Annotated in this window: 13 protein-coding genes; 4 read left to right on the forward strand and 9 right to left on the reverse strand. The window is 60.9% G+C overall.

From position 1 onward, the window contains the following. Positions 1-11: 11 nt before the first annotated feature. Complete coding sequence (gene cadR, locus DKY63_RS18420) at positions 12-461, forward strand: Cd(II)/Pb(II)-responsive transcriptional regulator (RefSeq protein ID WP_110965384.1); 450 nt, start codon at positions 12-14, stop codon at positions 459-461. Between the two features lie 121 nt (positions 462-582). Here the strand turns inward: cadR and DKY63_RS18430 are convergent, their stop codons facing one another. From DKY63_RS18430 to DKY63_RS18440, 3 genes are all read right to left on the reverse strand, one after another. Then, a complete protein-coding gene (locus DKY63_RS18430) occupies positions 583-1554 on the reverse strand; it encodes a thymidylate synthase (protein ID WP_110965385.1) in 972 nt (323 codons plus the stop codon). 48 nt (positions 1555-1602) lie between these two features. Next, positions 1603-2412: a prolipoprotein diacylglyceryl transferase gene (lgt, locus tag DKY63_RS18435; protein ID WP_110965386.1), complete on the reverse strand. Its 810-nt coding sequence runs from the start codon at positions 2410-2412 to the stop codon at positions 1603-1605. Between the two features lie 83 nt (positions 2413-2495). Then, a complete protein-coding gene (locus DKY63_RS18440; protein WP_110965387.1) occupies positions 2496-3278 on the reverse strand; it encodes a sulfite exporter TauE/SafE family protein in 783 nt (260 codons plus the stop codon). 132 nt (positions 3279-3410) lie between these two features. Between DKY63_RS18440 and DKY63_RS18445 the strand changes: the two genes are divergently transcribed. Then, positions 3411-4157 (forward strand): NRDE family protein, encoded by a 747-nt coding sequence (locus DKY63_RS18445; RefSeq protein WP_110965388.1) that lies wholly within the window; start codon positions 3411-3413, stop codon positions 4155-4157. Positions 4158-4270: 113 nt separating this feature from the next. On the opposite strand, the gene ptsP is transcribed toward DKY63_RS18445, so the two are convergent. Both ptsP and DKY63_RS18455 read right to left on the reverse strand, forming a co-directional pair. Beyond that, the gene (gene ptsP, locus DKY63_RS18450; RefSeq protein ID WP_110965389.1) at positions 4271-6550 is read right to left on the reverse strand and encodes a phosphoenolpyruvate--protein phosphotransferase; all 2280 of its coding nucleotides are present in this window, start codon (positions 6548-6550) and stop codon (positions 4271-4273) included. A gap of 22 nt (positions 6551-6572) precedes the next feature. After that, positions 6573-7052: an RNA pyrophosphohydrolase gene (locus DKY63_RS18455; protein ID WP_007897732.1), complete on the reverse strand. Its 480-nt coding sequence runs from the start codon at positions 7050-7052 to the stop codon at positions 6573-6575. Positions 7053-7195: 143 nt separating this feature from the next. Here DKY63_RS18455 and DKY63_RS18460 point away from each other — a divergent pair, with 143 nt between their 5' ends. Then, a complete protein-coding gene (locus tag DKY63_RS18460; protein ID WP_110965390.1) occupies positions 7196-7852 on the forward strand; it encodes an HAD family hydrolase in 657 nt (218 codons plus the stop codon). A 128-nt stretch (positions 7853-7980) separates the two neighbouring features. Here the strand turns inward: DKY63_RS18460 and DKY63_RS18465 are convergent, their stop codons facing one another. Continuing rightward, complete coding sequence (locus DKY63_RS18465; RefSeq protein ID WP_110965391.1) at positions 7981-8406, reverse strand: DUF2269 domain-containing protein; 426 nt, start codon at positions 8404-8406, stop codon at positions 7981-7983. 38 nt (positions 8407-8444) lie between these two features. Beyond that, positions 8445-9959 (reverse strand): threonine ammonia-lyase, biosynthetic, encoded by a 1515-nt coding sequence (gene ilvA / locus DKY63_RS18470; RefSeq protein WP_110965392.1) that lies wholly within the window; start codon positions 9957-9959, stop codon positions 8445-8447. Positions 9960-10105: 146 nt separating this feature from the next. Here ilvA and rpiA point away from each other — a divergent pair, with 146 nt between their 5' ends. After that, entirely contained in the window at positions 10106-10780 is a 675-nt protein-coding gene (gene rpiA, locus DKY63_RS18475; RefSeq protein WP_110965393.1) for a ribose-5-phosphate isomerase RpiA, read from the forward strand. 128 nt (positions 10781-10908) lie between these two features. Here rpiA and DKY63_RS18480 read toward each other — a convergent pair whose 3' ends face one another. Continuing rightward, complete coding sequence (locus tag DKY63_RS18480) at positions 10909-11826, reverse strand: SdiA-regulated domain-containing protein (RefSeq protein ID WP_110965394.1); 918 nt, start codon at positions 11824-11826, stop codon at positions 10909-10911. Between the two features lie 101 nt (positions 11827-11927). Next, positions 11928-12854, reverse strand: coding sequence for an SdiA-regulated domain-containing protein (locus tag DKY63_RS18485; protein WP_110965395.1), 927 nt, complete (start codon positions 12852-12854; stop codon positions 11928-11930). Between the last annotated feature and the right edge of the window lie 141 nt (positions 12855-12995).

The raw sequence follows: 12995 nt of genomic DNA on the forward strand, positions 1-12995 counted from the left end.
AGATCAGCGACATGAAGATCGGAGAATTGGCGAAATTGACGGATTGCGCAGTCGAAACGATCCGCTACTACGAACGCGAAAGCCTGCTGCCGGAGCCGGCACGCAGCGATGGCAACTATCGCGTCTACACCCAGGCCCACGCCGAACGCCTGACCTTCATCCGCAACTGCCGCACCCTGGACATGACTCTGGAAGAGATCCGCAGCCTGCTGGCCTTCCGTGACAGCCCGCAGGACCAGTGCGAAAGCGTCAACGCGCTGATCGACGAGCACATTCATCACGTGAAAGCGCGGATCGACGGGTTGCTGGCGCTACAGACGCAACTGCACGACCTGCGCCAACGTTGCAGCGAAGGGCCGGACATCGATCAATGCGGGATTTTGCAGCGCTTGGAAGTGAGTGGCGGGGTGGTGGCGACGGAGGTGGAGCATTCGCATGTGGGTCGAAGCCACGGCCATTGAGCCCCCAAGAACCAACATGTAGGAGCTGCCGAAGGCTGCGATCTTTTGATCTTGATCTTAAAAATCAAAGTCAAAAGATCGCAGCCTGCGGCAGCTCCTACAGGGGGATTGGTGTTTGGCTTCAGACCGCCATCGGCGCGGTCATTGGCGCGTGGTGTTCGTAACCTTCCAGTGAGAAGTCGCTCGGTTCCACCAGCTCCAGCCACTCCGGCTGATACACACCGGTCTTGGCAAACTCCGGCACACGATCACTGATGACCAGTTTCGGTGCCGCCAACGGCTCGCGCTTGAGCTGCTCGTTGAGCATGTCCAGGTGGTTTTCGTAGACGTGTGCATCGCCGATGAAATAGGTGAACCAGCGCGGCGTATAGCCGGTCAGGCGCCCGATCAGGCTCAACAGCGCGGCGCCTTCGGTCAGGTTGAACGGTGTACCCAGGCCCAGGTCGTTGGAACGGATGTAGAGGGTCAGGGAGATTTCCTTGGTCTCGACGTTCGGGTGGAACTGGTACAGCAGGTGGCACGGTGGCAGGGCCATTTCATCGAGCTGGGCGCAGTTCCAGCCGTGGAACAGGATGCGGCGGCTGCCCGGGTCCTTGATGATGGTGTCGACGCACTGGCGCACTTGATCGATGGCCTTGTACAGCACCACGTAGGCCTGGCCGTCTTCCTCGCCTTCGGCGATCTGCCGGTAGCCTTGTTTCAGAGTCTGCTCGATGGCGGCCGGATTGCTGACCGGGATCTGCTTGTACGCCGGCCATTTGCGCCATTGCACGCCGTAGATTTCGCCGAGGTCGTCGTCGCCCTGACGGAACGGGTTGGCCAGCCATTGGGCGTTTTCGTTGGCGTTCTGGTCCCAGACCTTGCAGCCCAGCGCGCGGAATTCGGCCGCGTTGTTCACGCCACGCAGAAAGCCGCACATCTCGCCGATGGCCGATTTGAAGGCCAGCTTGCGGGTGGTGATCGCCGGGAAACCTTCCTGCAGGTCAAAACGCAGCATCGCGCCGGGAAAGCTGATGGTGTTCACGCCAGTACGGTTGGCCTGTTTGGTGCCGTTCTTGATGACGTGGTCGACCAGTTCGAGATATTGCTTCATGAGTTACCTGTGTCCTTGAACCCGCAGCAACCGCTGCGGGGTTCGAATTTATGCTGCCGCGGGCGCTGCCGGTGCACGGTGATAAGCCAGCCAGATCAGCAACAGACCGCCGACGATCATCGGCACGCACAACACCTGACCCATGGTCAGCCAGTTCCAGGCCAGATAGCCCAGCTGCGCGTCCGGTACGCGGACGAATTCAACGATGAATCGGAAGATGCCATAGAACAGCGCGAACATGCCGGACACGGCCATGGTCGGCCGTGGCTTGCGCGAGAACAGCCACAGGATCAGGAACAGTGCCACGCCTTCGAGCGCGAACTGATACAGCTGCGACGGGTGGCGCGGCAACTGCGCCGGGTCGCTGAATGGCGGGAAGATCATCGCCCATGGCACGTCGGTCGGCTTGCCCCACAGCTCGGCGTTGATGAAGTTGCCGATACGCCCGGCGCCCAGGCCGATCGGCACCATCGGTGCGACGAAGTCCATCAACTGGAAGAACGACTTGTTGTTCTTCTTGCCGAACCACAGCGCCGCCAGCATCACGCCGATGAAGCCACCGTGGAACGACATGCCACCTTTCCAGACCTCGAAGATCAGGGTCGGGTTGGCCAGGTAGGCGTGCAGATCGTAGAACAGCACATAGCCCAGACGTCCGCCGACGATCACCCCCATCGACATCCAGAACACCATGTCGGAGAGTTTTTCCTTGGTCCAGGTCGGATCGAAGCGGTTCAGGCGACGGGAGGCCAGCAGCCAGGCGCCGCCGATGCCGATCAGGTACATCAACCCGTACCAGTGGATTTTCAGCGGACCGATGGCCAGGGCCACCGGATCGATCTGCGGGTAAGGCAGCATTGCGACTCCTTGTAAGCGTTTAATTCTTCAAAATGCCCGGGCGACGCTGCCACCGCAGGATTAAGCCAGGATTGTGCCCTGCGTCAGAACAGGAAACTCAGACCGACGCAGAACAGCAAAGCGGCAAACAGCTTTTTCAGCAACTTTGGCGACAGCTTGTGCGCCAGTCGCGCGCCGATGCGGGCAAACACCATGCTGGTCAGGGCGATGCCCAGCAGCGCCGGCAAATAAACAAAACCGAGACTATGGGCCGGCAGCAGGGGATCGTGCCAGCCCAGAATCATGAAACTTAATGCACTTGCCAAAGCGATCGGCAGGCCACAGGCCGACGAGGTCGCGACGGCCTGCTGCATCGGCACGCTGCGCCAGGTCAGGAACGGCACGGTCAGCGAGCCGCCGCCAATGCCGAAAATCGCCGAAGCCCAACCGATCACACTGCCGGCCACGGTCAGACCGAGCTTGCCCGGCACAGTTCGACTGGCCTTGGGTTTGACGTCCAGCGCCAACTGCGCGGCGATCACCAAGGCGAACACACCGATAATTTTCTGCAGGTTGGGTCCCGATATCGCTTCGGCAGTCAGCGCTCCGAATCCGGCGCCGATCAGAATGCCGACCGTCATCCACACAAAGATCGACCAGCGCACGGCGCCGCGACGGTGGTGCTCACGCACGGCGTTCACCGAGGTGAAGATGATGGTTGCCAGCGAAGTACCAACGGCGAGGTGGGTCAGGATCGACTGATCGAAACCCTGCAGGGTGAAGCTGTACACCAGCACGGGGACGATGATGATCCCGCCGCCCACGCCAAACAGCCCGGCCAGCACTCCGGCACAGGCGCCAAGCGCCAGATAGAGCAGAAATTCCATGCTGTTTCCCCACCCAACCCCAAAACCGGAGCGGCATGGTAACGGATGCATGGCCTCAGGCTCCACTGGATGGCGATGGATACCCGCACGATGTCTGCGTAGAGTGGGCAAAAAACACACAAGGACCACCTTATGTGCCTGATTGTTTTCGCCTGGCGACCTGGGCATGCCCAGCCGCTGATCGTGGCGGCCAACCGCGACGAGTTCTACGCACGCCCTACCCTGCCTTTGGCGCAATGGCCTGAATCGCCGCAGGTGTACGCCGGACGTGATCTGGAGGCTGGCGGTACGTGGCTCGGGATTGGCAGCAACGGACGGTTCGCCGCGCTGACCAACATCCGAGATCCCCAACGTCCGCCGGGGCGCAAGTCCCGGGGCGAACTGGTCGCGCGCTTTCTCACCGGTGAAGTGCCGATTGACGACTATTTGAGCGAAGTTGTTGCACGTTCGCCGGAATATGGTGGCTTTAACCTGCTGGTAGGCAATCACCGTGAGCTCTGGCATTTCAATGCCCGGGAATCGGAAGCGGTGATGCTGCCCCCGGGGGTCTATGGCCTTTCAAACGCGGGGCTGGATACGCCGTGGCCGAAACTGCTCAAGGCTAGAGCGGCGTTGAGTGAAGTGCTGGACGACCCGCAACCCCAGGCGTTGCTGGCCCTGCTCGCCGATGCGCAGCAGGCACCGATTGCCGATCTGCCAGACACTGGAGTGGGTGTAGCGACGGAAACGCTGCTGTCGAGCGTGTTTATTGCCAGCCAGAGCTATGGGACCCGGGCGAGTACGGCGTTGATCGTGCAGGCGGATGGCTCGCGGCATCTGGTCGAAAGGAGCTTCGGGCCGTATGGCGGGCATCTTGGGGAAGTGGAGATCAGGATTTAAATTTGAGCTGTTTGGGCTGGCCCCATCGCGAGCAGGCTCGCTCCTACAGGGTTTTGTGGTGTTCACAAATCCACTGTGGGAGCGAGCCTGCTCGCGATGGGGTCGTCAGCGTTTTAGAGGGCTTTGACCGCAGCCGGATTGACCATCCGCGCCAACCCAAGGTTCTTCAGCGCCAGTTGCAGCGAGCTGTGGATCACCTGCGGGTTGTCGATGGTCATCAGTTCGGCCAGCAACTCCCTGGCCATGCCCAGATTGATCTGACGCAGCATCCACTTCACTTTCGGCAAGTTGGTGGCGTTCATCGACAGGCTGTCGAAACCCATCGCCATCAACAGCACCGCCGCTGCCGGATCACCTGCCATCTCGCCGCAGATGCTCACCGGCTTGCCTTCGGCATGGGCGTCGCGCACGACGGTTTGCAGGGCTTGCAGCACCGCCGGGTGCAGGTAGTCGTAGAGGTCGGCCACCCGCGGGTTGTTGCGGTCCACGGCCAGCAGGTACTGGGTCAGGTCGTTGGAGCCGACCGACAGGAAGTCCACCTGCCGCGCCAGTTCCTTGGTCTGGTAGACCGCCGCCGGAATCTCGATCATCACACCCACGGGCGGCATCGGCACGTCACAGCCTTCGTCACGCACCTCGCCCCAGGCACGGTGGATCAAGTGCAGGGCTTCTTCCAGTTCATGGGTGCCGGAGATCATCGGCAACAGGATGCGCAGGTTGTTCAGGCCTTCGCTGGCCTTGAGCATGGCGCGGGTCTGCACCAGGAAGATTTCCGGGTGGTCGAGGGTGACGCGAATGCCGCGCCAGCCGAGGAACGGGTTGTCTTCCTTGATCGGGAAGTACGACAGCGCCTTGTCGCCACCGATATCCAGCGTACGCATGGTGACCGGTTGCGGGTGGAACGCGGCGAGTTGCTCGCGGTAGATCGCCAGCTGTTCCTTTTCGCTCGGGAAGCGCTGGTTGATCATGAACGGCACTTCGGTACGGTACAGGCCGACACCTTCGGCGCCGCGCTTCTGGGCACGCGCCACATCCGCCAGCAGGCCGGTGTTGACCCACAATGGCATGCGGTGGCCATCGGTGGTCACGCAGGGCAGGTCGCGCAGGGAATCCAGGCCCAGGGCCAGTTGCTTCTCTTCTTCCACCACTTCGGCGAATTGCTTGCGCAGTACTTCGCCGGGGTTGGTGTACACCTCGCCACGGTTGCCGTCGACGATCAGTTCGATGCCGTCGACCTTGGCGTAGGGCAGGTCGACCAGGCCCATGACCGTCGGAATGCCCATGGCTCGCGCCAGGATCGCCACGTGGGAGTTACCCGAACCGAGTACCGACACCAAGCCGACCAGCGTGCCTTCCGGCACCTCGCCGAGCATGGCCGGCGTCAGCTCTTCGCTGACCAGAATGGTTTTTTCCGGGTAGACCAGGTTCTGCTGACGCTCTTCCTGCAGGTAGGCGAGCAGCCGGCGGCCCAGGTCCTTGACGTCCGACGCCCGCTCACGCAGGTATTCATCGTCCATCAGTTCGAAACGGTTGACGTGATCGGTCACCACCTGACGCAAGGCACCCTGGGCCCATTGCCCGGTCTTGATCACGGTGGTGACTTCGCTACCCAGTGCCGCATCGTCGAGCATCATCAGGTAGACGTCGAACAGGGCGCGCTCTTCCGGGCGCAACTGGGTGGCGAGCTTGGCGGACAAGGCACGCATGTCGGCGCGCACGCCTTCGATGGCGGTCTTGAACAGCCCGAGCTCTGCGTCGATGTCGGTGATGGTCTTGTCAGGCACCACGTCCAGATCGGCCGGCGGCAGCATGACCACGGCCGTACCCACGGCCGCACCCGGCGAGCCCGGTACGCCGACGAACTTGGCTTCCTGAATACCCTTGCCCTGACGGCCCAGACCACGGATGGAACCGGTGGCCTCGGCGTGGGCGATAACGCCGGCGAGCTGCGCGCTCATGGTCACGAGGAAGGCTTCTTCACCTTCATCGAACTGGCGGCGTTCTTTCTGCTGGATGACCAACACGCCGACGACGCGGCGATGGTGAATGATCGGCGCCCCGAGGAACGAGGCGTAGCGCTCTTCACCGGTCTCGGCGAAGTAGCGGTAGCGCGGGTGATCCGCGGCGTTTTCGAGGTTCAGGGGTTCTTCACGCGTGCCGACCAGGCCGACCAGACCTTCATTGGGGGCCATGCTGACCTTGCCGATCGAGCGCTTGTTCAAGCCCTCGGTGGCCATCAGCACGAAACGGTTGGTCTCGGGGTCAAGCAGGTAGACCGAGCAGACCTGGCTGCCCATGGCCTCTTTGACGCGCAACACAATAATCCCCAACGCCGCCTTGAGATCCTTGGCGGAGTTAACTTCCTGGACGATCTTGCGCAGCGTATTGAGCATGGCTCGGGGTCGAACTCCGTCGTCAGTCGCGCGCTAAAAGGCGCGGGGCAAGCTCTTTGAGAGCGCGTCGATACACCTCGCGCTTGAATGTCACCACCTGGCCCAGCGGATACCAATAGCTGACCCAGCGCCAGCCATCGAATTCCGGTTTACCGGTCAAATCCATCCGCACCCGCTGCTCGTTGGAGATCAGGCGCAGGAGAAACCACTTCTGTTTCTGGCCGATGCACAGCGGTTGGCTGTGGGTCCGGACCAGACGTTGCGGCAAACGATAGCGCAACCAGCCCCGGGTGCAGGCGAGTATTTCAACATCTTCGCGCTCCAGGCCCACTTCTTCGTTCAACTCGCGGTACAAGGCGTCTTCCGGCGTCTCCTGGGGGTTGATCCCGCCCTGAGGAAACTGCCAGGCATCTTGATTGATTCGGCGAGCCCATAGCACCTGGCCGGCATCATTCGTAAGAATGATCCCGACATTAGGACGAAAACCATCGGGGTCGATCACGGCAACAACCTCGCAAACGCATGTCGCCGCATTGTTCCACAAAGGTCGTGAGGGCAGCAACGCGCCGTCTTACCTTATGTGCACTCTTGTGAAAAGTCCGTATTCTGGACGCCTTTCGACAGACTTTTCAGCGAGTAACTGCAATGCGGCTGGCTTTATTCGACTTGGACAACACACTGCTTGGCGGCGACAGCGATCACGCTTGGGGCGATTACCTGTGTGAACGCGGCTTCCTCGACCCTGTGGCCTACAAGGCGCGCAACGACGAGTTCTATCAGGACTACCTGGCGGGCAAGCTGGACAACGCCGCCTACCTGAACTTCTGCCTGGAAGTCCTTGGCCGTACCGAAATGGCCATCCTGGACCAGTGGCACAATGAATTCATGCGCGATTGCATTGATCAATTGCTGCTGCCCAAGGCTTTCGAACTGCTGGCCAAGCACCGCGACGCTGGCGACAAGCTGGTGATCATCACCGCCACCAACCGTTTCGTCACCGCCCCCATCGCCGAGCGCCTGGGCGTCGAAACCCTGATCGCCACCGAATGCGAGATGCAGGATGGCCGTTACACCGGGCGCAGCACCGATGTGCCGTGCTTCCGCGAGGGCAAGGTGACAAGGCTCAATCGTTGGCTGGAGGAGACCGGGTACAACCTGGAGGACAGTTACTTCTACAGCGACTCGATGAATGACTTGCCGCTGCTGGAGCAGGTGGTGAATCCGGTGGCGGTTGATCCGGATCCCAAGTTGCGGGCCGAGGCCGAGAAGCGTGGCTGGCCGGTGATCAGTCTGCGCGACTGATCACCGAACTGTAGGAGCGAGCATGCTCGCGATGGTCGTTAACGATAACGCGGGGCGCCTGGTTCCCCTTGGCGCTCTCAGGTTTTTCGCGAGCATGCTCGCTCCTACAGCGAATTGCGTTTAAACGGTTAAACGGGCTTGGCACCCATCAGCCCGGCAATGGCGATAAAGCAGACAAAACTGAACAACGCCAGGGCAAAGGTAAACTTGCCCACCCCACCCGGCGTCTTGCGCACCTTGTTCAAGCGCACCAGCAGCCAGAACCACGCCAGCGCCGCGACGGTGTAAAGCACGCTGGAAGCCAACAACCAGGTCTGCCCCAGCGGCCAGCCCACCAGATGCACCATCCACCACCCGGTGAATGGCATGCTCAGCAGTGCCAGCCCCATCAACAACCAGATGAACACACGCGGACTTTGCAGGGTACGGCTTGCCGCCGTCGCGTCGCCATTGCGCCTGGTGCGCCAGACCCAGATCCCCAGGCCCAACGCGCAAAGCAACACGACCACTGTCGCCGCCATGTGCGCGGTCTTGAGGGCAGTTAAGGTTTCCATGGTTCGATCTCCTTATGCATTGCCCTCAGCGTAGCCGGTCAGCCAAGAAACAGCTGATAGGCCGGGTTGTCGCTTTCATCCCAGTACGGGTAACCGATTTCTTCCAGCGCCGCCGGCACCAGATGACGCTCGTCATGAGGCACTTGCAGCCCTGCGACCACACGACCATCCGCCGCGCCATGGTTACGGTAGTGGAACATCGAGATGTTCCAGCGCCCGCCGAGCTTGTTGAGGAAGTTGAACAACGCCCCCGGACGCTCCGGGAATTCGAAGCGCAGGATCACTTCATCCACCACGTGCGCCGCACGGCCGCCGACCATGTGGCGAATGTGCAACTTGGCCAGTTCGTTGTCGGTCAGGTCGACCACCGGGAAACCCTGCTCGCCGAGGCTGGCGATCAGCGCGCTGCGCGGGTCGGTGTCCGGGTGCGTCTGCACGCCGACGAAAATGTGCGCTTCGCTGCCGGTGTTGTAGCGGTAGTTGAATTCGGTGATCTGGCGCTTGCCGATGGCTTCGCAGAAGGCCTTGAAGCTGCCCGGCTTCTCGGGAATGGTCACGGCGATGATAGCTTCGCGGCCCTCGCCCAGCTCCGCGCGCTCGGCCACATGGCGCAGGCGGTCGAAATTGACGTTGGCGCCAGAATCGATGGCGACGAAGGTGTGCCCGCTGATACCGCGCTGCTCGACGTACTTCTTGATCCCGGCGACGCCCAGGGCGCCGGCAGGTTCGGTGATCGAGCGGGTATCGTCGTAGATATCCTTGATGGCTGCGCAGATCTCGTCGGTACTGACGGTGATCACTTCATCGACGTGATCCTTGCAGATATCGAAAGTGTGCTGGCCGATCTGCGCTACTGCCACGCCGTCGGCGAAGATGCCCACGGTCGGCAGTACCACGCGCTCGCCCGCGGCCATGGCGGCTTGCAGGCAGTTGGAGTCGTCCGGCTCGACGCCGATGATCTTGATCTCCGGGCGCAGGTATTTGACGTACGCCGCGATGCCGGCGATCAGGCCGCCACCGCCCACCGGGACGAAAATCGCATCCAGACGGCCCGGGTGCTGGCGCAGAATCTCCATCGCCACCGTGCCCTGCCCGGCAATGGTGTGGGGATCGTCGTAGGGGTGGATGTAGACGTAGCCTTTTTCGTCGACCAGTTTCAGCGAGTAGGCCAGGGCTTCGGGGAACGAATCGCCATGCAGCACCACCTTGCCACCGCGCGAACGCACGCCTTCGACCTTGATCTCGGGGGTGGTCTTGGGCATGACGATGGTCGCCTTCACGCCCAATACTTTCGCGGCCAGCGCCAAGCCCTGGGCATGGTTGCCCGCCGATGCGGTGACCACGCCACGGGCGCGCTCTTCATCGCTCAGTTGCGTGAGTTTGTTGTAGGCGCCGCGAATCTTGAACGAGAACACCGGCTGCAAGTCTTCACGCTTGAGCCAAATCTCGTTGCCCAGCCGCTCGGAGAGCTGGCGGGCAGTCTGCAACGGGGTTTCTACGGCAACGTCATAAACGCGCGAGGTGAGGATCTTTTTGACGTACTGTTCTAGCATCGGAAAGCATCACTGAGCGGGTTGGGCAGGACCAAGGAGTCTAACCCGGCTTTTGGGCGCACGACCACACGAATACAGAGGTTTTAGCCCGGCATGGCGCTATAATGCCGGCCTTTCCGTTCACCTTGCCCGCTTCCGGAGCCCGCATGACCCAGGATCAACTCAAACAGGCAGTGGCCCAGGCCGCCGTCGATTTCATCCTTCCGAAACTCGACGACAAGAGCATCGTCGGGGTCGGCACCGGCTCCACCGCCAACTGCTTCATCGATGCCCTGGCCAAGCACAAGGGCGCGTTCGATGGCGCAGTCGCCAGTTCCGAAGCCACTGCCGCCCGCCTGAAAGGCCACGGCATTCCGGTGTACGAACTGAACACCGTCAGCGACCTGGAGTTCTACGTCGACGGCGCCGATGAAAGCGACGAGCACCTGAATCTGATCAAGGGCGGCGGCGCAGCCCTGACCCGCGAGAAGATCGTCGCGGCCGTGGCCAAGACCTTCATCTGCATCGCCGACGCCAGCAAGCTGGTACCGGTGCTCGGCGCGTTCCCGCTGCCGGTGGAAGTGATCCCGATGGCCCGCAGCCACGTGGCCCGCCAGCTGGTCACGCTGGGCGGCGACCCGGTCTACCGCGAAGGCGTGGTGACCGACAACGGCAACATCATCCTTGATGTGTTCAACATGCAGATCACCAACCCGGTGGAGCTGGAAACGCAGATCAATGCGATCGTCGGCGTGGTCACCAACGGCCTGTTCGCGGCGCGGCCGGCGGATTTGCTGTTGCTGGGGACCAGTGAAGGCGTGAAGACCCTGCGCGCCGAATAAGCCAGACATTCGCATAAACCTGTAGGAGCGAGCCTGCTCGCGATAGCGGTGTAACAGCCAACAGAGATGTTGAATGTTATGGCCTCATCGCCAGCAGGCTCGCTCCTACAGTGTTTTAGTGATGCCGGTCAGGGCTGTGTTGGTTTCTTGAAGACATAAAACAGATTCGGTTCGCTCACCAGGTACATCGCACCGTCGTCATCCATGGCGATCCCTTCCGCTTGCGGCACGGTCTTTTGCAACCCCTGGCTCCCCTTGCGCAAGGCCATGGTACTCAGCGGCCGCCCATCCACATCCAGTTCCAGAATCAGCCGCGACTCGTCGGACAGCGCCAGCAAGTGACCGCTGCGCTCGTCGTATTGCAGGCTCGACAGATCACGCACGAACATCCCGGCATCTCGCTTGGGGTTATTGATGACGTGCACCGCATAGGATTTTTCCGGATTGAAGTGTGGAAACCCGTGCACTTCGTAGATCAGCATCGGGTCGCGCTCCTTGGCCACGAACAGACGCTTGCCCACCGAGTCGTAAGCCAAACCTTCGAAACCCTTGTTGCCATTCAAATGCACGCCCAGCGTCATCTGCTCGGCATCCGCCGCATCGATGAAGGTAGTGTCATGCTCTACATGGACCTTGATCAGGCGATGCTGATATTCATCAGTGATCACGTAGGTGTCGGCACTGATGAACTCAACGGCTTCCGGATCGCCAAACCCGACCAGCGCAATGCGGCGCAGGATCTTGCCGTCGAGAGAGAGTTCGATGAGTTCCGAGTTCTGGTTGGTGACGGTGAACAGGCTTTTTCGTACGGGATCGAAGGTCAAGGCTGACACATCATCGTCCAACCCCTCGATGACCTGCCCTTCCACCACTACCTGATACTGGTCCAGGCCGATGGATTGCTCATTCACAGGCTGCCAAAGCGAATGCAGGTTGAACCAGGCGCGCTCGAACAGGCGCAGGTACTGACCGATCGCGATCAACAGGATCAACGCAATCATCAACACCATGAGAACGAGCGGTTTGGGACGGGCAAATCGGCGCATGGACACAAGCTCGGGATCAAAACAGGCGGATGAAATATCACGCCTGTCTGAATTAAAGCTTAATGGTCACAAACCGAAATAAACGCGGCGGCTACAGCGGGTTACTTCTGTTTTTCGAAGCGATAGAACAGGTTCGGCTCGCTCACGATGTAAATCGTGCCTGCCTCATCCATGGTCACACCCTCGGCGCGGGGGATGGTTTTGCCCAGGCCGTTGAAGCCATGCAGCAGGGTCATGAAGCTGACCTGCTCACCTTTCTTGTCCAGCTCCAGCAACAGGTGCGAATCGGCTGACAGCACCAGCATGTGCCCGGTGCGTGGATCGATGGCGAGGGCCGACAGGTTGCGAACGTCCAGGGCGTGACTGGCCAGCTTGATCTTGTCGCCGCTCAGGGCCTTGCCGTCACTTTTCCAGGTAAACAGTGCCGGTGGGCGCTCTTCGCCCAGCAGCAGTTGCTGATTGCTCGAATCCCACGTGATGGCTTCGAATGCCTTGTTCTGGTCTTTCGAAGGGCCCAGGTCATATTTGGGGAAATTGGCGATATTCAGTTCGCGGGTATCGGCATCGACCTTGACGATGGTGATCAGGTGATCGCGCTCATCGACAATCGCCAGCAGCCCATTGCCCAGCACGGTGACCCCTTCGGGGTTGCTCCACCCCACCAGCGGCATCTTGCGCAGCACGTCGCCCTGCAAGGTCAACTCGACCAGGAACGGATTCTTGCCCATCACCGAAAACAGGGTTTTGCTCTGGGGGTCGTAGGCCAGATCCGAGGCCTCGTCCTTCTCCATGCCCGGCAGCGGCTTGGCGTCGATCACCGCGTGATAGTCCGGCAGCCAGATGCTCTGCTGTTTCTCGGCGGCACTTTCGAAACGCTCCTTCACCCACAGCACGCCACGGTCGTCCCAATGCATGGCGAAGGCCACGCCATAGGCAACTACCACTACCAGCAACAGCCAGATGTACCAACGCAGGGCAAAGCGTGAGCGGCGAGCGGGTTTGAGCGTGGAGAGCGGTTGAGTGGCCATCAGAGAATGGATTCCAGAAAATCAGGCTTGGGGACGTCTGGGAATTATCCAGACACCCTGTGAAAAAATCGGGAAACAGCAGAAGACCAACCTGTAGGAGCAAAGCTTGCTCGCGATGGCGGTGCATCTGACACACCGAGT

It is taken from the genome of Pseudomonas putida (genome assembly GCF_003228315.1).
Lineage (GTDB): Bacteria > Pseudomonadota > Gammaproteobacteria > Pseudomonadales > Pseudomonadaceae > Aquipseudomonas > Aquipseudomonas putida_S.

Bases quoted from the DNA above. Each gene is read 5' to 3' on its own strand.
- DKY63_RS18480 (WP_110965394.1), bottom strand. From the start codon at position 11,826: ATGCGCCGATTTGCCCGTCCCAAACCGCTCGTTCTCATGGTGTTGATG.
- DKY63_RS18445 (WP_110965388.1), top strand. From the start codon at position 3,411: ATGTGCCTGATTGTTTTCGCCTGGCGACCTGGGCATGCCCAGCCGCTG.
- DKY63_RS18465 (WP_110965391.1), bottom strand. From the start codon at position 8,406: ATGGAAACCTTAACTGCCCTCAAGACCGCGCACATGGCGGCGACAGTG.
- cadR (WP_110965384.1), top strand. From the start codon at position 12: ATGAAGATCGGAGAATTGGCGAAATTGACGGATTGCGCAGTCGAAACG.
- lgt (WP_110965386.1), bottom strand. From the start codon at position 2,412: ATGCTGCCTTACCCGCAGATCGATCCGGTGGCCCTGGCCATCGGTCCG.
- ptsP (WP_110965389.1), bottom strand. From the start codon at position 6,550: ATGCTCAATACGCTGCGCAAGATCGTCCAGGAAGTTAACTCCGCCAAG.
- DKY63_RS18485 (WP_110965395.1), bottom strand. From the start codon at position 12,854: ATGGCCACTCAACCGCTCTCCACGCTCAAACCCGCTCGCCGCTCACGC.
- rpiA (WP_110965393.1), top strand. From the start codon at position 10,106: ATGACCCAGGATCAACTCAAACAGGCAGTGGCCCAGGCCGCCGTCGAT.
- ilvA (WP_110965392.1), bottom strand. From the start codon at position 9,959: ATGCTAGAACAGTACGTCAAAAAGATCCTCACCTCGCGCGTTTATGAC.
- DKY63_RS18460 (WP_110965390.1), top strand. From the start codon at position 7,196: ATGCGGCTGGCTTTATTCGACTTGGACAACACACTGCTTGGCGGCGAC.
- DKY63_RS18440 (WP_110965387.1), bottom strand. From the start codon at position 3,278: ATGGAATTTCTGCTCTATCTGGCGCTTGGCGCCTGTGCCGGAGTGCTG.
- DKY63_RS18430 (WP_110965385.1), bottom strand. From the start codon at position 1,554: ATGAAGCAATATCTCGAACTGGTCGACCACGTCATCAAGAACGGCACC.